This is a genomic window from Myroides odoratus (genome assembly GCF_001549985.1).
GTDB lineage: Bacteria > Bacteroidota > Bacteroidia > Flavobacteriales > Flavobacteriaceae > Flavobacterium > Flavobacterium odoratum_A.
Window position 1 is genome coordinate 251,571 of sequence record NZ_LROZ01000002.1, and the last position, 20,267, is coordinate 271,837.

The window sequence follows — 20,267 nt, forward strand, 5'->3', positions numbered from 1 at the left end:
AGCCATTGGATGACTCGGTTCTTCAATTATAACTATAAAAAACTTTAGGGTTCTTATTTTACTTCCTCGTACTCAACATCTTGAGGACCTTCAGCATCTCCACCTCCTTGGTTTCCACCTTGGTTAGGTTGACCGCCTTGTGCATCTCCTTGTTGAGCCTCAGCTTGTGCTTTATACATTTCTTCAGAAGCTGCTTTCCAAGCCTCATTGATTTTGTCTAAAGCTGGGGTAATTGTTGCAACGTCTTTTGTTTCGTATGCTTTTTTCAATTCCTCTAAAGCTCCTTCAATCGCAGTTTTATTTGCTGCTGATAACTTATCTCCAAATTCTTTCAATTGCTTGTCTGTTTGGAAAATCATAGCATCTGCCTCATTGATTTTATCTGCTGATTCTTTTGCTCTTTTATCTGCATCCGCATTTGCTTCTGCTTCTTTTTTCATTCTTTCGATTTCTTCTTCTGTCAATCCTGATGAAGCTTCAATACGAATATCATGTGATTTACCTGTTCCTTTATCTGTAGCAGATACTTTGATAATTCCGTTCGCATCAATATCAAAAGTTACTTCAATTTGAGGCACACCTCTTTGTGCAGGTGGAATACCATCTAAGTGGAAACGACCAATTGTTTTGTTGTCGTTTGCCATCGGTCTTTCTCCTTGTAATACGTGGATTTCAACTGATGGTTGGTTATCTGCTGCAGTAGAGAATACTTGTGATTTTTTCGTTGGAATTGTCGTATTCGCTTCAATTAATTTTGTCATTACCCCACCCATTGTTTCAATACCTAATGAAAGTGGTGTAACGTCTAATAACAATACGTCTTTTACATCTCCTGTTAATACCCCACCTTGAATAGCAGCACCAATTGCTACTACCTCATCTGGATTTACTCCTTTGTGTGGTTTTTTACCGAAGAATTTCTCTACTTCTTCTTGAATTCTTGGAATACGTGTTGAACCACCTACTAAGATTACCTCATCAATATCTGATTTAGATAATCCAGCATCTTTCAATGCTTTCTCACAAGGAATCATAGAACGACGTACTAAATCATCAGACAATTGCTCAAATTTAGCTCTTGTCAACGTTTGCACTAAGTGTTTCGGTCCTGAAGCCGTTGCTGTAATATAAGGCAAGTTGATTTCTGTTTGTGTTGCAGAAGACAACTCTACTTTTGCTTTTTCAGCTGCTTCTTTTAAACGTTGTAATGCCATTGCATCTTTACGTAAATCTACACCTTCAGCACTATTAAACTCTTCTGCTAACCAGTTGATGATTACGTTATCAAAGTCATCACCTCCTAAGTGTGTATCTCCATTTGTAGATAATACTTCAAATACTCCATCTCCTAATTCTAGGATCGAAATATCAAATGTACCTCCTCCTAAATCGTATACTACTACTTTTTGATCTTTTCCTGTTTTGTCTAATCCGTAAGCTAATGCAGCAGCTGTAGGCTCATTAATAATACGTCTTACTTTTAATCCTGCAATTTCACCTGCTTCTTTTGTTGCTTGACGTTGTGCGTCATTAAAGTATGCTGGTACAGTAATTACAGCTTCTGTTACTTCTTGTCCTAAGAAATCCTCTGCTGTTTTCTTCATTTTTTGTAAAGTCATTGCAGAAATTTCTTGCGGTGTGTATAAACGTCCGTCAATATCAACGCGAGGTGTATCGTTATCTCCTTTTACTACGCTGTAAGGTACAGCTGCAATTTCATTTGGAATTTGGCTGAATTTCTCACCCATAAATCGCTTGATAGACGCTACCGTTTTTGTTGGGTTTGTTACTGCCTGACGTTTTGCAGGATCACCAACTTTAATTTCTCCTCCTTCAACAAATGCTACAACTGAAGGTGTTGTTCTTTTTCCTTCCGCATTCGTGATTACTACTGGCTCGTTACCTTCCATTACAGAAACACATGAGTTCGTAGTTCCTAAGTCAATACCAATTATTTTACTCATAATATGTTTATCGTTTATCTTTTATACTTAATTTTTCTTATTCGTTTTTTGAACCTCAGGCTCGCTTACTATTAGTCAATCTTTGTGCCAAGAACAATCTTTGCCATTTCTGACTCATTTTAGGCAAAAAAAAACATTACAGAATGTCACTTTGTCACTTAGTCCGTCATTCCGTTCCTATTCTCCTATCCTTTCGTCAGTTTTCATGACAACCAAAACCTTAGTATTCTTATCATTTAACCTAATACTTTTGTATATTCTTCAATTTCCCCTTCTTTTTCTCCTTATTTTATGGTGTATTCTCAGGTCTAAAACGTTAAACTTTGTATACGTTAAATCCCTTCCCTCTACTTGTGACTCCACAGTTTTTACTTATCTTCGTAACGATTAAATCATGCAACATTATGGAATGTATATCTGTTTTTGATATGCTCAAGATTGGCGTTGGACCTTCGAGCTCACACACGTTAGGTCCTTGGAGAGCAGCAGAGCTTTTCTTGAAAGAACTGAAAGAGCGTCAACTATTTAACCAAGTACAAAATCTAACCGTAGATTTATATGGTTCGCTTTCACTTACTGGCATTGGACATGCAACAGACTTAGCCGTTATGCTAGGACTGAGCGGTGCGGATCCAGAATATGTTCCTGTAGAAAATATCGGTGCCATTATTGCCGAAATCAACACGACAAAATCCCTCATTTTAGGGGCTGAGTTACCCATTACTTTTGATCCTAAGGTTCAAATTGTTTTCAATAAAAACTTTTTGCCTTTCCATGCCAATGGAATGACCTTTACTGTCGAAACCCAAACAGGAGAAATCTATACCTCAACGTTTTACTCCATTGGTGGAGGGTTTGTTGTCAAAGAAGAAAGTGCTTCCAATGAGAAGAACGATGAAATTAAGGCTAGTTTTCCTTATCCTATTGACAAAGCAACTGAGCTTTTAGCGTATTGCAAAGAACAGAACATGACCGTTTCCCAATTGGTATATGAGAATGAAAAATCACTGCGCAGTGAGGATGAAATTCACCATGAATTGATGCGTGTTTGGCATACGATGTTGGAGTGTATGTACATTGGTTGTCATACTGAAGGGGTTCTGCCTGGAGGATTAAATGTCCGCAGACGCGCATATGATTCCCATCAAAATCTAAAGAGCGATTTACCTTATTCCACTCCGCAAGAATGGTTGGGTACGATTCGCAAAACCAAGGTATATTTCCGCCAAATCCTAAAATGGGTCAGTTGCTTTGCACTGGCTGTAAATGAAGTCAATGCTTCGTTGGGACGTGTAGTGACTGCACCAACCAATGGAAGTGCAGGCGTGATTCCTGCTGTATTGATGTATTATTTGGTGATTGAAAATCATAAAGCAGGAGAAAAAGAAATCAAACAATTTTTACTGGTTGCAGGAGAGATTGGTAGTATCTTCAAAAAAGGGGCGACTATTTCTGCAGCAATGGGTGGTTGTCAGGCTGAAATTGGAGTTTCTAGTGCTATGGCTGCTGGTGCACTATGTGAATTGATGGGCGGTTGTCCAGAACAAGTGATGATGGCTGCTGAAATTGCAATGGAACATCATTTAGGCTTAACTTGTGATCCTATTGGTGGATTGGTTCAAATTCCATGTATTGAAAGAAATGCCATGGGAGCCATTAAAGCTATTAACGCGGCTGAACTTGCGCTAGATACGGACCCTAAAAATGCAAAAGTACCGTTGGATAAAGTAGTAAGCACCATGTGGGAAACAGCTAAAGACATGAATAACAAATACAAAGAAACTTCAGAAGGTGGATTGGCAGTAGCTGTAAACTTAGCGGATTGTTAATTTGGTTGACGGTTTATGACTTACTGTTTATGACTTAAAAAATAAAACCCGCTAATCTTTTGGTTAGCGGGTTTTTATATTACAAATCCGAATGACTAGGTAAAACATACAACCTAGTTCCGTCTTCTTTTTGCATTTCAATTAATTGCCATTCTCCTGTCGGTTCTTTTTCTAAATAAGCTACAACTTGAACCGTTTTCTTTACTCCTATAACCTTTATCTCTAATAAGGCCTGACCATATCCATTTGTAACACTGATATTCCCTGTAGGAAACATCCCATAATTTACGACAGTTCCTATTTCACTAATCAAATATTCGTTTTGCTCTATTTCTGTTATTGCCATTTTATAGGCCTCTGATTTTTTCATGGTACTTGCAATAATGATAAACAGCACAACACAAAACAGTACTATCCCACTTATTAATACTACAATTCTTAGCTTTTTTGAGCCTTCTGAATGATTTTTCAATACAGCTGTTTTTGCAACCCTATCCCCTAATCTCTTCTTTTGCTTACTACTAGCTAAAACAAAAAACTCAATTGGCCATACGATTAAAAAAAGATTGCGTACAACTAATCTGCCAAAAGAAGGAACTTGATCCTCATTCTCTTGATCACATACCTTAATATTCAAGATCCATTTACCAATACTCATTCCTTTATAGGTATCTTTTGCTAAATACAGCATACCTCCTAATAGTACAACAACAAATATAATCCCTACATTTATACTGGATTCTTTCTCATTAAATAAACTATCACCTAGTAGTACAAAACTTAGTAGTATGATAAAGAAAGTGATTAAACTATGATCAATTAACAAAGCAACAATTCGCCTTTTTCTACTCGATAGATTTACCAGAGAGTTTCTCATTTTATTTTATTTTTTTACCCAACACTTTTTTAAATTAAGTACAAACAAGAATAGCGATTAAACCAGTCGATCCTATTACCTACTATAAGATATCTTATTCCCTATTTACACCGTCCAAAGCTACGTTTTATTCTCAAAAACAGATTGATTCTTGTCATTTTTCCTGTGGTATTATACTTACTGATTAAAAAAACAAGTTTTCGTTGAACCACTAGTCAAAGTACCGAAATTTAAATTGATTAAAACAAAGGTTTCTTTTTTAACTGTCTCAATTGAGCCATCGTTAAATGATCTTCTACCTCTCCTTTAATCATTATTTTATAGTCATCCGGCCCACCACATCGCCAATTGACTTCTATAATCGTATCTTTCTTATGAAAAGAGAAAACTAACTCTCCTTTTCTCTTAATTATCGTATCTCCGATTTCTAACAATTGATCATAATTAGCCAACCATCTTGTCTCATCCTTACAATTACACTTTCTTCCTGTCTCTAAATGAATCCCTTCTGAATTCATATTATACGCACTTGTTGATGGCTTTTTTTCTAAAATCTGCAAACATTCTACCGCTAAAACCAAATTTTTATTTGCCTCACAATCAACCTCTAAACAAGAAGACAATGAAAACAATAACATGATAACTCCAACTCTTTTTAAAATTCTCATTTAAACCAATTTTTAAATGTTTTTATACCATTACTTAATCTATAAACCTCTGATTTAGATCGAGTCAATCCTCCCCCTAATCCCAGTCCATAATTAATTGTAGTAGTTTTAACTCCTGTACTACTAATTATTCCATTTTCATTAGATGATTGAGTTCTAGACATTCCAACTGGCCCCAATTGCCCCGTCCATCCAGTATCATATCCTCCTAATCCATCTAAAAGATCCTCATTTCCTCCATAATTATCATAAAATCCTAAATTTCCTGTAGCAGCAAATCCTGGCTTTGTCAGTTCTAATCCAAAATCAAAATTACCTCCTATCACTAATGCTATATCCTCTTGTGTTGCAGCTATACTAATATTAAAACTCACTGAGAAAAAACCGCCACTTCCTCCAAATCCTCCCCCTAAACTCATAGCATCTGGAGCATATGCTCCATATTCTCCAGATGGAGTTGCATGAAAATAAGGATGTAACTTTTCTCTACTAACAAATGTAGACTCAACTACACCATCTGATCGTTCAGTTGAATAACCCTTTCCTGAATCTGCTCTAGAATAAGAAATTCCATCATTTTTATTATCAACTGACCAAGAGCCATCCTCTCCTTTCTTTATTTTATGATCTCTAAACCAACCTGTTTTTATATTATTCTCTTTTGCCCAAGATTTAGCCTCACTTTTAGATTCAAACATTCCTGTTGGATCAATAAAATTAACAGGATTATTAAATCCATATCTATATGGAGTCCAACCAGGTGCTTGTTCCGCCAACGGGTCCACATTCTTCTACACCTACTCTCCTTTTTGTTTGAGTGAACTTAACCCTTTTTTCAAAGAGCAATTATTCCTATAAAAATAGGGCTTTATTTGATAAAAATGACTTTTTCAAACAGACTTAGCGACTCAACTAGCTATTCACAAAAACGTTTTGGGTAGATACGAACGCAACGAGGTTTTTCCTCTATTAATATTGCTCGTAAAATTGCAGATATATTAGACGTTTTCTTAGATTACCTTACTGGTAAAGATGACGTGCGTATTGACAAAGACACCAGCATACACATTCTAGAATGTATCTAAGTTTTAAGAAACAGATAGCAATCACATCTTCTCTGTCATTGACGATTTTATCGCTAAACGAAAAATTCAATCGATTTTATAAATAGAAAAAGCCCAGTACACTGGACTTTTTCTATTTATCTACCACACGAAAAATTCGTGCGGTATCAAGGTTTGTTATTATAGATTAACATTAGTAATAACTAAAGGTTATATAAATAAAATAACACCTCCAAACCATCCTCTCCATTTTGTATTTTCTCCTGAAGTATTTCATAAAGTTCCTTTTCATATTTTGATAACTCTCCTTTACGTACTACATTATTAATCTCATCAATTGCATAATCTCTGCCTTGAAGATAATAATCTAAAGCTATTTTGTAAAATCTATCTTCTCTTGTTAATTCTTTACTCTCATATTTCTGATCAATACGCTGTAAAATAACACTTGGATTCTTTGGGTCATCCTTGATCTCTATAAGACTTCTAAATAAATCAATCGCAAATGAATCTTGTTCTTTTAGGTTTCTAAATACAGATAAAGCATCCTCATATTTCTCTATTCTATATAAAATCTTTATTTTTTCTATTTTATAAAAATCATCATTACTAATATCTATCAATTTATCAATATAATATAAAACAGAATCCTGTTTCTCTTGAGAATCAGCTTCTAAATTCCATTTTTCGTAACTCTCAATGTATTTATCTTCCATTTCTGATGGTTTTTGGGTTTTAGGATTACTACAGTTGAAAGCAAGAAAAAATAGACTAATAAAAAGAAAAGTTTTTGTCATTATTTAAAATCTAAGGTTTGTAGAAGTTGATATAAAACCGTTTTTACCGCCCAATTGATATTTAACAGTTGAGTTAATCCCCAAGTTTAAACTTGATGTCTCTGTAAAATTATTTGTCATATTTTTTAATCTATTAAAACCTATATTCATTGTTGTTTGCCCCGAAGCATGCCAATTAGAATTTGATAACATAGAATATGGTAAATCTGAAAAAGGATTACTTGCTACTATATTGCGGTTACCAAGAGGAGTTGAACCTCTCAAACCTATATTTCCTCCTATAGCCATTAACATAGTTCCAGGTGCGTCAGTCTCAGATGACATTCTTACATTAATATTCAATCCAGATATTCTAGATTGGCCATCAATTAAATTAGATTCAAACATATTATTTCCTGTTCCTTCTATACTAAAATCAAAACTAACATGAGCAGTATTTTTAATCACCACTGGAGCAAAAGCACCTTTTCTACCTCCATCTCCTCTACCTAAAGACAAAGCGCTTAAAGTAGTCCAATTAACATTTTTGTCTTCAGGAATATTCAGATTCTGCTTAACATCAGTTAAAGTTGCTCCAACATTTTTCCAAGTTTCCTTATTATCGTCAGTAAATTCTGAATCAGTTCTATTGAACCAGACTATATCATCTCCTTTCTTAAACCAATCATCACTCTCCTCCGCGCTCATCCCCGTAGGGTCAATCAAATTCATCGGATTGTTGTGTACATAATGATACGGTGTCCATGCTGGGAATTTCTCCGCCAACGGATCCACATTCATCCATCGACCAAGTGCAGCATCATAGTTCCTTGCACCGTAATCATATACGTTTAATCCTAGCTCATCTTGTTTCTCTTTTCCGTTGTATTGATACTTATAGTTTTGAGCTATGGTATTATTCTTCTCGTTATACCCTTGATGAGCCAATCCAAATGGATAGTAATTCGTTTCTTCAATGATCTCACCAACGTCGATTTTATCATTTTTATTCGCATCTGAATAGCTCAAACGAACATTACCTAAATGGTCGCGGTATTGGTATACATAGTTTTGCGTTTCTGCATTGAAATACCCTTCTGCGGTTGGGAAGAATAGTAATTTCCCCATAAAATATTGGAAACCATCCAAATAATTCACAGTAAAACCACCTCCTCCTTGGGTTACTACTTTATTTATTTTCTCACCTGTCGCTGTATAAAGATAAGTGATTTTCCCTCGATCAGATAGGATTTCCACAGGTAAATTCAAGTGGTTGTACTTGATTCTCGTAATTCCTTTGTTTCGATCTACTTTCAGATTACCAAAACTATCGTAATCGTAATGTTTAGCGGCAGTACTTCCCTGTTTGAAGCCATCGGTATTGTTGGAGCTATCCACTACTTTTTGTAGGATATTGCCTTCGTAACTGTAGGTCAACTGATCTAAATCCAAAGCAATAGCGGTATTCACACTACGTCCTTTGCGGTTTAAGCTCCTAATATTCCCATTGGCATCGTAGCTCATTTTTTCATCATACAGTCCAATGATGGGCATGATACCCGCAGGTTCTTGATAGGTTCCAGCTTTTAAACGGTTAACCTTATCATAGGCATAACTATAGCGACGCAATACATTATCTTGGGCGGTTTTCCACGTTTGTTCAGCGATAGTCCCATTGTATAGTTTTTTGACTCCACCAATCCCCTCACTATCCAAGGTATTGTAATTCAGCTTCATCGCAAACAAAGCTTTCTTACCAAAATCACCTGCCTCTAAATTATTCGCATTGTTTACCTGAGTCAACCAACCGCGGATATTATAGGTATAATTAATTTCTTGTAGAAAAGAGGAGCGAATTGTTGCTTCTGCAACTGCTATAGGTCTATCAATAACTTTGTCATTTTGTTCCAAATCTCGGGGTTTAAAAATGTTCCCTAATTTGCCTCCAACTCTTTTCTGTTTAATGCGTCCCAATTCATCGTATACATTTTCAAAAAGAACCACAGGATCAGCATTGCCTACTTTATGAGTTTGATACATTAAACGTTCAGCTTTATCATACGTAAATGTTTCCATAATCTCTATTGGTTGACTCCCGCCACTAAATTGATGCTTCGTAACAGTTTTTATTGGAAGTCCTCTAAAATTATACTTCGTATCAACTCGAGTCAAACCTCTGGAAACAGTAACATAATCTCGATGATTTCTAAGTATTTGCTCTTTATCATCATAAAGTTTGTATTCAATCATATGATCTGATAATGCAATAGGACTAGGATGAAGAATTTTGGTCCATGTTCCTGTTGCCAGTCCCTTTACTTGTAAAATAACGGTTTGTCCTTCTACCTGTTCTGGAATTTCAGTATTGTTTATAAACTCATAATCATCATAATAATTAAGTTTCAAAATTCTCAGTTCAGTCTTCGGCATTATGTTATTAGTATAGGGTACCATTACCCTATCAATAGTTCTAGGCACCGTTCTTTTTTCGTAGATATCTGTAGATAAATCGACTAAATTTTGAAACGTAGTTCTTCCTGCTGCTGTACTTGGAGTACCTGTATAGAATCCAGTATATACCACACGCCCAAAAGCATCGTATTTGCTAAACATCCAACCTTTTGCTTCATCTCCAAATGGGCTATACACCGGACCTTGTGCCAATAGGCGATCAGCTTTATCATACACCATAAACTCCCACTCTTTCCCAGGGAGTTTCTTCGCCACCAATCGATTCTTGTGGTCGTATTGGTACTGATAACACAACTGATCTAAGGTTGTGGCGTCCGTTTTTCCGTAAGACAAAGGAGGTAAGACATACGTTAAGTTATTATACTGGTCATAGACATAATAAGTATAAAGCGCGATTCCAACATACGGACTCCAAATACCTGGATCTATTGGTTTAACAGGTGGAGTAAGTGAGTTCACTCCGTTAGATACCTGATCCGTTAAGTTATTTCCGATGTCTTCTGCATTATTAATGATTTCACTCGCACTTTTTCCCGCTAACTCATTTGAAATACCACTAGTAATGCCTCCAGATAACGAACCACCTGGCCGGGTAGGATCCACAACTGCCAATTCACGATCTAACAATTGAACCGTAGCTAAAACTTTGTCTTCTTGATCTGTGAAACGATTCGAATAGTTACCATCCTCATCTTTAGTTGACGTGACATACAGCTTATTGGCTGCGAAATACCCCTCATCCACCAAGCGAATGTCATATGCTTTCAAACTCGCATTCCATGTGGCTATCGCTTTGAATTTCTTTACTTGATTGGATACATTAAACCCATAGGTATGCTTGACCGTATGGCTCGCATTGGCTGCCATTTTCCAGTCTTCCCCTGGTGAAGCTTGTTGTAACACTCGCTTTAAAGGGGATTTCTCAAATTCCGTTTCGCTATACGGATTGGTTGTGCGTTCGTATTTCGCACTGTCGTAAAACGCTTCAGTCTGACTTTTAGCATTGGGGATAAAATCTCGTTTTTCATTGAGATGCAATTGAAGTGAATTATCTGGATAATATTGTTCTACAAAAGGTAAATAATCCTTTGTTTGTCCTAAATTCAACTCATATTCGATATGTTTAACCACATTGCGATTTAAAGCACCTATTCCCACTGCAATTTCTTGCTTGGGACGACCTAAACCATCATAATACACCACAGTCTCTAACTTGGGCTTATTATACAACGCATGAGCAGTCGTTGCCGTTGCGTACTGAGGCTGTGTTGTTTTAATGTAGTTTTCTGAGCGCGTTTGTGCTTCCATGGAACTACAAGTCAAGCCAAACACAAACAAGATATAACGTGTAATTTGTTTCATTGTAATTCTATTGATTGTTTTTATAATTGTATTCGTATTCTTCGATGATATTTCCCTCGTTGTCTTTTATCGCTTTTAAACGGTTAAAAAGATCATATTCATAAGACATACTGGTTCCTTTGGAATCTGTCATTTTCGTAATTCCCACTAAAGGTTTATGCTCATAGGTGGTAATCAAAGCCTCTTTTAAAGCAGCATTTGTTCTCAAATTATTGAGTTGGGTCAATTTGGTTTCATTGATTGTAACTAAATTGGCAATGCTAACACCTAGTGCACTGGCTACTTGTTCTTTGGTTGCATTTTCAATGCGAGCAATAAGTAAGGTTTGTCCATACCCATAGAGGTAAACGGTTTTACTTCCACTTTTATCTTCTATTTCTTGTACATTAAAGTGACGGTCATAATAAGTAACAGCCAAATTACTAGGAAAAAAACTTTGTTCTCCTTTACTCACTACCTGCGTAGTAAATAAGGCTTTATTGTTCCATAACTTATAGATATTACGCGTACTACCTTGCCAAGTATTATCTTTGTAAATACCCGTTTGAATTAATTGGGCAGGACTGTGATCATTTTGTTTTTTAAGTTTACTAATCCCCTGATAAACATCAGCAGAAAGTACGTCTCCTGGTAAACTCACTTGAGAAACTACATCGTCCGGATAAAAATAACGTTCTACTATAGTAGCAGTAGGCGTTTCTATTGTTGTCTGTGTCTTCTGATAATGATAAGGACTAGTATAGGCAAAAGTTTGCTTCTCTTCTATGGATTTTGTTCCTTCATACTTAGTTGAAGTCACTGATTTTAAATAGTTTCTAAATGAGTTTATCTCATATTTTGTATATCCAATATGCTTAATGTTTAAGGGATTGATATTTGCTCCATCATTTGTATAGCCCGTTGTAGACATATATTTAATACGGGAAGACAACCCTCTAACAAGCAATCGCTTAGATTGATCTTCTTCATACGTATAAACTTCACTAAGTACCTTTTCTTTTTTCTCATTAAAAACATGTTTCTCAGATAAAAGACCATGATGCCAATTAGACCGAGTCCACTTTGGAGGTCCAGAAAAACCATTTGTTATACAGGAAAAACCCATCATACCATGGTCCAAGTAATATTTATACTGCGTCATTGAACTAGAAGAATCACCATATTGTATTTGTTCTACAACACTACCATAAGCTACCCTTCCATCTCCAATAGGATCATTCAACGATAAAAGACTATTTGAAAAAACAGTAATTGATGGATTATAAATGGGTAAAGGAAACATTCCTCCAGTATTACACAGAGTTAGTTCTTCACCTCTTGCGACATATACATATGTATCAAAATAATTACTTCCTGAGGAGCTTCCTGTATCTAAATCCAAATAACTATATCTTTTCTTAAGTGCTAATTCATCATCAGCAGTATATGACTCTATACTACTCACACTGACACCATTAAGTGCTAGCTCTTTTTCAACAATGGTATCATTAGATGCTTTATATTTAATTCCTATTACTCCTACTCTGTCATTCTTAAAACCAGTATAAAATCCCTCTAATTTATACTTGGCAAAAGGATCTACTTGAAGTTTTCTCACCACTAATTGATGTACTTTTTCTGTTGTCAAACGAGAATAAGCCTGAACATATCTACCTGACCCTTTAGGACTTTCCTTCATTAGATTAAAATAATACCCCTCCTGATCAATAGGATATTCCGCACCTCCTGGATTATAATTCGGATCATAAAAACCTAAACTCAACTCCGCTTCTACAGTATATTCATCCAAAGTTTTAAAATATACCGGTTCAGGTCGACTCCCATACATTAAACTCATTGAAGCTATTCCATACTTCGCAGGTATAAGTTCACCGTCCACTACACTATTGGGTTGATAGGAAAACGTCGTATATCCCTTGGTTGGGAAAATTATTTTTTTTAATAGTCCTGCAACAATAGCATATGTATCTGTATACTTGTTTCCTACACTAACCTGAGGATGCTTTTCATACCCTAAATTACGGTCTTTAATTAACATCCAATTGCTAATAGGATCTGGAAAATCTCCGCGATCTCTACTGTTATATCCCCAAGCATCTTTAGAGCCAAATCTTTCATTAAGTCCTTCTGGATTGTAATATTCGAATTCATACTGGTGATTAGGAGCTAGGAATTGCACTTTATTTAAAAATGTTCTTCTATTTCTTGTGGAAACATAGTCTAACTTGATATGTTCCACTGTTTGCCTTGCTTGATTTTGAACTATAACCGCTGAAATTAATTTAGGTTCTCCTTTTAAATGATCAAAATGAGGTCGACTATACTCTTGTTTAAACAAAACTTCTCCATAATAGGGATTATTACTATAAATACGAGACAAAACAGCAGTTTTCATATTAGTATATACTGTATTCATTGCATACTCCCATTTTTCCTTTGGTGCTCCACTATTATTACTGCAAGTATTTTCAATTTTAATTTTTTTAATTGAATGGCTTGCTTGTTGGAGATAAGAAAAATGATCGTCTGTATATTCAAAATAAACCACAGTCCCTTTAGGTGAAGTGATTGACTTTAAATACCAAGCCGTAACAGCACTATCGTATGAATAATCATATTCTGTAGTTGTCACTTCTCGTTGATCAAAAACATAGGTTATTCCCTGCTCATCACGGACTGTAAAATAGTAGTTCTGATCCGTCCCTTTCAGCATTTTAATTTCTAAATCTTCTTGTTTCAACAACAACACCTGTTTATTGTCATCTAGGGTAAATTGTCCACTTCGTCCTAAAAAGTTAAATAGAAACAAATCAGGTTCTGTATCTAATAAACCAGTTCGTGAATTATGGTACACATAGTTTACCATTTCCTGATCATCACAGTGTGCATCAGGTGGCAACTTATTGGATCTCCTTTCATCGGCTTTGCCATTTACAACTCGGGTTATGACTCCACCTGCATTGAGTACCCAACCAATCCCCACATTATTCTCTGCCTGATCTACTTTTATCCCATTGGAGGAGTAGCTCAACGTAATAGGCACAGCTAAATCCTTCACCTTGTAGTTATACAACTCAATCTGTTCTTGAACCGTACCAGTAAACATCCCGATACTGTGTTGTCCGTAACTTCCCAACGAATAAGAGGTTGAAGAAGGTAAGATCAAATTCAACTCATTTTTAACCTCTTCTTGCCCAAAAGAAAAGTGTATTCCTCCTAAAATAAATACTACTAAAAAATATATCTTTTTCATTTTTATCTTCTTACTACGTTAATACTTCCACTTTCCGTATCGGTTTTCACCCAAATAATATAGGTTCCTCGAGATAGCGCTGTTAAATCAACCGGTTCTGTTTGATACTCAATCGTTCTGCTTTGCAATAGGCGTCCACTTAAATCATAGACTTCCATTTTTCCTTTAGTATAGGCGAAATTCATCACGATATTCGAAAAACCAGTCGTTGGATTAGGAAAAGCCTCCAGAGTAATACGCGTAGACTCTTCTCTTTCTTTCTCCTCTGGTTCTACTTTGACAATCCAAAAGTCATTCCCTCCTTTTTGTGCAGTCTTCACCTTACTCTTTTCGCCATTGGACGTACCTGCAAAAACATAGCCTCCATCACGAGTTTGAATGACTTTAGTCAACACATCGTTGCCCTTGCTGCTGATGGATTTCTCCCAAGCAACACTGCGTTCTCCATCTAAACGAGTACCCAAATATTCAAAGGTGGCGTCCTTTTCTGCCTCATTCAAGCTACTTCCTCCCAAAAAGAAGTCTCCCTTAGAATCCACAAAACCATTGGTCAACATATTGTAATCTCCATAGCTATACACAAATGATGCTACTTCGCTGCCGCGTTCATCCACTTGAACCACCCAATAATCTAATTGACTTTCTTGTTTGCTGGTTTTACTTCCCGATACATCTGAATTAGACATACCAAATAGCGCATAACCTCCGTCTTTTACTTGTTGAATTTCTTTTAGTTCCTCTTCTTGTGCTCCACCGTAGGTGCGTTGCCATTGCTCTTTTCCTGTTGCATCTAAGTGAATCAGCCAATAATCCATACCTCCATAAGCTTCGGCTGTTTTAGTGCCACTGCGAGGAGAATTCGATTGAGCACCAATAAGTAACCCGCGATTTGCTGTTTCGATGATATCAATCCCCACTTCTTTATATTCCCCTCCATAGCTCTTTTGCCACACAATAGCACCTTGTGCATTTAATCGCAAAATCCACAGGTCCATCCCTCCATAATAAGAAGCCGTTTTATCACCCGACACAACGGAATTACTATTGGCTAGTACCGCATAATCTCCTCCTTTTAGAGCAATCACCTTGACGATTTCCTCCGTTCCTATTCCACCATAACTGCGTTGCCATTCGATCGTCTTAGCGGCATTGAGCTTCACCAGCCACAAATCTTCCTTGCCCTTATTTTCTTCTGTTTTATCGCCTGAGATTCCAGAGGTGGATGTTATCCCCAACAAAAAACCACCATCTTTCGTATGGCAAATGCTATGCAAATAATCATTTCCGTCACCGCCTAAGCGATATTGCCATTCTTGGGCACCATCCTCTTTCATCTTCCACAACCAAGCATCGATATTGCCACGGCGCTTCGCTTTGATATCTCCTCCTTCATTGGACAAGGAACTCCCCGCTAACAAAAAACCATAATCGGCGGTTGGTAACACATCAAATAGGTATTCCGCATGGGTACTACCTAACGTTTGTTCCCATTTTACTTTTTGACTAAATCCTAGTATAGGGATTAAAGTAACTAGTAGTAGTTTTATTTTCATATACAATTCATATTTCATTAAGTCAAACTCATTCTTAATAACTTAAACCTTTACTTATTCCTTACAAAAATATCTATTTAAAATAATATTTAGTTAAATTATGTGATTTTAACTATTTTAAAATAAAAATTAAAGATAAATAATTCACATATTCTCATTAACAGAAGATATAGTGATTAAAAAATCACATTTAGTAGGTATTTAAACCTCAAGAATATTCATACTACACTTTTACTTCACAAGTAGTTTTTATCTAATGAAGGAGAATACATAGCATTTTCCAAAATATCACAATCTATTTATTCTGACTGTTTATTCCTTCCTACTTCCTCCCCAGAAATAGTGAAATTCAGCTCTACTTTACATTTTTCTATTTTCAGTATTGTTTTTTTTTAGCACATTTGCGTCCTCAATTAACGATATTGAATAACAGAACAACCGTATGAAAACACTCGTTCAAGCCTTATTATTTTGCTGTACCCTTCCGGTTCTAGCACAATCCCCAACCTTATACACGTCCAAACCTACAGAAGCTTACAAAGACAAAGCAGCGACTCAAAAGGCGGGAATTTTTATTTCCAATGCTCACCTTTCGTACTATGAGAAAATCAACAAGCGTTTGGTGCAGATCGACCGCGATTATGAGAATCCCATTTATATTGTGGATACCCAAAACCTAAAAGAATACTATACCGAAGATTCACCTGCAGCGCCTGCTCCCATTATTGAAATGGACGAGTACTATGGATCCCCTCACCTATTCACAACTGTAGCGGGATTAAAAGTGCGCGAGTACCCAAGTAGTACTGCTAGTGTATTGGGAACTGTCCTAATTGGAACAGCAGTACCAATTGAATTTTATCCGTATGACCAAAATGCATGGGTACCGATTTCGTATAAAGATGGATATGGTTATGTAGCTGTACAATATTTAGGTGAACGCCCTGTAATGAGTGAGTTGATCCAAGCGTACAAAGGCGCAACCGAAGTGAACGAACAACGCAAATACGCAGAGCGCATCTTGGAACTAGGATGGAATAGCGAAGACAAAGAAACACAAAAGGCCATTCAGCTTTATATCGACTTTGCTACAAAACAAGACGAAACGGAAAAAGTAGAATTGTTGAAACTGCAATTGGACGTATTTAAATCCATGCCGAAAGTAGGAGATTCTTCTAAAGTGAATAAAATGGTTAAGAAAAAGCAATTTGGCTTTGCCTTAAACGGAAAAGTTGAACCCCTAGACGGTTTTGATATCGATTGGATTCACAACTACTTGGGGTATCCGATTGATGAATCTGCCAATTTAGAAGATTGCGCCTTGGGAGATTACGAATCTAATTCATACTTTAATTCGGCTGAATTTATCACGCATGACCTGGATCATACCTATAAAGTAAGAAAAATGGACATGCTCAATCAAAATGGTTTTATCCTAGATAATCACTTGTTGGAGCAGTACACTACTGAAACACTCTTTCTAAAATTAGCCAAGGGATTAATCACAACCATTGATCCAATTGAACATACTTATTACATTGCCGTGGACGATGTACTCTACAGTTTTGAGTTTCGCAATAATGAATTATTGCGAGTAGAATTGATTTATTACTGCTAATTTTTTTATTTCAAGTCTTTTTACTCTACTTTTACAAGGAATTACAAAATAAACAACAATGTCAGTAGCAAAGAAAGATTATAAAAAAGTGACTACTAAGTCGCTGATTGATATGAAAGCCAATGGAGAAAAAATATCAATGCTTACTTGTTATGATTACTCAATGGCCAAGGTTTTAGAAGCTGGTGGAATTGATGTCATGTTAGTTGGAGATTCTGCTAGTAATGTAATGGCAGGACACGAAACAACATTGCCAATTACACTAGATCAAATGATATACCATGCACAATCGGTTGTACGAGGTGCAGATAGAGCTTTAATTGTCGTGGATTTACCTTTTGGTTCTTACCAATCTGATCCTAAAGAGGCATTGCGTTCTTCTATCCGAATTATGAAAGAAAGTGGTGCGCATGCCGTAAAAATGGAAGGTGGTATTGAAATCAAAGAAGGAATCAAACGCATTTTAGAGGCGGGTATTCCGGTAATGGGACATTTAGGTTTAACTCCTCAATCCATTTATAAATTTGGAACGTACACGGTTAGAGCCAAAGAAGAGGAAGAAGCAGAACAGTTGATGAAAGACGCTAAAATGTTAGAGGAAATCGGATGTTTTGCTGTTGTATTAGAAAAAATTCCAGCAACATTAGCGAAAAAAGTAGCAGAGAGCATTTCTATTCCTGTTATTGGTATTGGAGCAGGTAATGGTGTGGACGGACAAGTGTTGGTCATCCATGATATGATTGGATTAACACATGAGTTCAACCCTAAATTCTTACGTCGTTATTTAAACATTTTTGATCAGATGAAAGATGCTGTTGCACAATATGTTGACGATGTAAAAGCAGTAGATTTCCCTAATGAAAACGAACAGTATTAACCTGTTTTTTTACAAAATATACATTCAAAAATATCCTTTTACATTTAAAAGGATATTTTTGTTTTAAAATTCATCGTATGAAAGTTGTTTCTACTCCAGATAATTTACAAATCTTACACGAAGACAATCACCTCATCGTGATTAATAAACGCGTAGGTGATTTAGTTCAAGGGGACCAAACGGGAGATATGCCGTTAAGTGACATCATCAAATTGTATTTAAAGAAAAAGTACAATAAACCAGGGGAAGCTTATTTAGGTGTGGTACATCGCTTGGATCGTCCTACATCGGGAATTGTGGTATTTGCTAAAACATCCAAAGCATTGACCCGTTTAAATGAATCGTTCAAAAACAGAGAAACGAAGAAAACCTATTGGGCGGTGGTGAAAGATGCTCCTCCTAAAGTAGAAGACACCCTGGAGCATTACCTGGTTAGAAATCCAAAGAACAATACATCCAAAGCCCATAACAAAGAAGTTTCCAATAGTAAAAAAGCAAAATTAACCTATCGTTTGTTTCACCAGCTGAAACATTATTCAGCTTTGGAAATTGATTTACACACAGGACGTCATCATCAAATACGCTGCCAATTAGCTGCAGTAGGTTGTCCAATAAAAGGCGATTTGAAGTATGGTGCTGATCGCAGTAATCCCGATGGTGGAATTCACTTACATGCTCGATCCTTAACCTTTACTCATCCTGTAACCAAAGAAGTTTTGACAATCATAGCTCCAACACCAGATGAGGTGATTTGGAATGTGATTAATGGGTGATGCATTTGTTTTTTGTGAGGGTTGTGTTTTGTAAGGCGGTGAGAAGATGAGGGGATGAGGTTTGCTTTTTTGCAAGAGGCTTTTTTGAAAATCGACGTTCATTTAGGGACGTTCACTCATACCCCATAACCCTACTGTTCCTTCGACTTTCCTTCGACTTTCCTTGAACCTTTCTTCGACCTTCCTTGGACTTTCCTTCGACATTCCTTCGACAAAAAGGCCTGTTTTCCTAGTATACTCCAAGCATTGTCCAAAGAATGTCCAACAAAACCACTACCAACTCTTTATTAATTAAGAAGAAAAGAATGAGATTTCATTCTCTTAAGAAGGTTTTTCTCTATCAGAAAATTCAAACCGTTTACTGTAAACCGTACACCGTAAACCGTACACCATAAAAAAGGGTTGCTTAACAGCAACCCTTTTTAATTTCTTTCGTATTCGTTTTTATTCTTAAACCAAGTCCCCACAAAGTAAGAAGAAACACTGAATACTCATTTTAACAACTAATAAAAAATACAGTAATACATTTATTTACCCTATGCAATATACTAAAAAAAATCAATAATAAAACATTTTAATATAAAAATTATTAAAAAATCTAAATATTAATAAAACATTCCGAATAAACCGCTTCCCTATTATAATTCTCTACATTTAGTCAAAAGCATTCATTTACCTTGTAGCTGGCCCATTTTAGTAGAATTTATCCCATAAAAAAAAGTCTATCCAGAAAATCTGGATAGACTAAAATTTTATAAATATTTCTTGTATATTAACTTTTCATTAAATAGCTTTGCGAAGCTTACTTTTAGGAGTGAATAAGGTAGCTCCTAGAAACACAAGAATTGCACCGTGAATCACCATCCACACCGTAGCCCCAAATGGAATCGGAACGAAAGGTTGAAACAAGATGATTAAAGCAATATAAAGTCCAGTTCCTTTAATATTTGCTTCTACGTGTGAATTGTAAGCTAGGATACCGAATAATGCAATCAAAATGAATTTTGTCAATTCATAAAAATCTTTTGGCAAGCTTAGCATACCTGCTAATAACAATAACATTGCGCCTATTTTTAATCCTTTTTCCATAGTTTTTTGTTTCTTTAAATACACTGCAAAGATACAACCTAACAAGCTGAAAACCAAGTTCCAAAAAAGATTTCAAAAATTCAAATAAAATA

Annotated in this window: 13 protein-coding genes; 4 read left to right on the forward strand and 9 right to left on the reverse strand. The window is 36.1% G+C overall.

Annotation, left to right across the window (positions count from 1 at the left end):
- Nucleotides 1-53 precede the first annotated feature (53 nt).
- The gene (gene dnaK, locus AWV75_RS04430) at nt 54-1,964 is read right to left on the reverse strand and encodes a molecular chaperone DnaK (RefSeq protein WP_060873221.1); all 1,911 of its coding nucleotides are present in this window, start codon (nt 1,962-1,964) and stop codon (nt 54-56) included.
- A gap of 404 nt (nt 1,965-2,368) precedes the next feature.
- On the opposite strand from dnaK, the gene AWV75_RS04435 reads away from it, so the two are divergent.
- Nucleotides 2,369-3,793 carry an L-serine ammonia-lyase gene (locus AWV75_RS04435; protein WP_060873222.1) on the forward strand — a complete coding sequence of 475 codons (1,425 nt, stop codon included), beginning with the start codon at nt 2,369-2,371 and terminating at the stop codon, nt 3,791-3,793.
- A 79-nt stretch (nt 3,794-3,872) separates the two neighbouring features.
- Here AWV75_RS04435 and AWV75_RS04440 read toward each other — a convergent pair whose 3' ends face one another.
- The 7 genes from AWV75_RS04440 to AWV75_RS04470 form a co-directional block, all read right to left on the reverse strand.
- Nucleotides 3,873-4,670 carry an RDD family protein gene (locus tag AWV75_RS04440; RefSeq protein WP_060873223.1) on the reverse strand — a complete coding sequence of 266 codons (798 nt, stop codon included), beginning with the start codon at nt 4,668-4,670 and terminating at the stop codon, nt 3,873-3,875.
- Nucleotides 4,671-4,909: 239 nt separating this feature from the next.
- Nucleotides 4,910-5,338: a hypothetical protein gene (locus tag AWV75_RS04445; RefSeq protein WP_231738000.1), complete on the reverse strand. Its 429-nt coding sequence runs from the start codon at nt 5,336-5,338 to the stop codon at nt 4,910-4,912.
- Nucleotides 5,335-6,123 carry a hypothetical protein gene (locus AWV75_RS19090; RefSeq protein ID WP_082711028.1) on the reverse strand — a complete coding sequence of 263 codons (789 nt, stop codon included), beginning with the start codon at nt 6,121-6,123 and terminating at the stop codon, nt 5,335-5,337. The genes AWV75_RS04445 and AWV75_RS19090 overlap by 4 nt, the downstream gene beginning before the upstream one ends.
- 482 nt (nt 6,124-6,605) lie before the next feature.
- Nucleotides 6,606-7,118 (reverse strand): hypothetical protein, encoded by a 513-nt coding sequence (locus AWV75_RS04455; protein ID WP_156424169.1) that lies wholly within the window; start codon nt 7,116-7,118, stop codon nt 6,606-6,608.
- 84 nt (nt 7,119-7,202) lie between these two features.
- Nucleotides 7,203-11,012 (reverse strand): DUF6443 domain-containing protein, encoded by a 3,810-nt coding sequence (locus AWV75_RS04460; RefSeq protein WP_082711029.1) that lies wholly within the window; start codon nt 11,010-11,012, stop codon nt 7,203-7,205.
- A 7-nt stretch (nt 11,013-11,019) separates the two neighbouring features.
- A complete protein-coding gene (locus tag AWV75_RS04465; protein ID WP_060873227.1) occupies nt 11,020-14,265 on the reverse strand; it encodes a hypothetical protein in 3,246 nt (1,081 codons plus the stop codon).
- 2 nt (nt 14,266-14,267) lie between these two features.
- The gene (locus tag AWV75_RS04470; RefSeq protein ID WP_060873260.1) at nt 14,268-15,818 is read right to left on the reverse strand and encodes a T9SS type A sorting domain-containing protein; all 1,551 of its coding nucleotides are present in this window, start codon (nt 15,816-15,818) and stop codon (nt 14,268-14,270) included.
- Between the two features lie 442 nt (nt 15,819-16,260).
- Here AWV75_RS04470 and AWV75_RS04475 point away from each other — a divergent pair, with 442 nt between their 5' ends.
- The 3 genes from AWV75_RS04475 to AWV75_RS04485 all read left to right on the forward strand — a co-directional run bounded on the left by AWV75_RS04475 (nt 16,261) and on the right by AWV75_RS04485 (nt 19,086).
- The gene (locus AWV75_RS04475; RefSeq protein ID WP_060873228.1) at nt 16,261-17,436 is read left to right on the forward strand and encodes an SH3 domain-containing protein; all 1,176 of its coding nucleotides are present in this window, start codon (nt 16,261-16,263) and stop codon (nt 17,434-17,436) included.
- A gap of 58 nt (nt 17,437-17,494) precedes the next feature.
- Nucleotides 17,495-18,313, forward strand: coding sequence for a 3-methyl-2-oxobutanoate hydroxymethyltransferase (panB, locus tag AWV75_RS04480; protein ID WP_002991009.1), 819 nt, complete (start codon nt 17,495-17,497; stop codon nt 18,311-18,313).
- 77 nt (nt 18,314-18,390) lie between these two features.
- On the forward strand, nt 18,391-19,086 hold the full coding sequence (locus tag AWV75_RS04485; protein ID WP_060873229.1) for an RluA family pseudouridine synthase: 696 nt from the start codon (nt 18,391-18,393) through the stop codon (nt 19,084-19,086).
- Nucleotides 19,087-19,869: 783 nt separating this feature from the next.
- Here AWV75_RS04485 and AWV75_RS04490 read toward each other — a convergent pair.
- Nucleotides 19,870-20,175, reverse strand: a complete 306-nt coding sequence (locus AWV75_RS04490) for a DUF6804 family protein (RefSeq protein ID WP_060873230.1) — start codon at nt 20,173-20,175, stop codon at nt 19,870-19,872.
- Nucleotides 20,176-20,267: the final 92 nt, after the last annotated feature.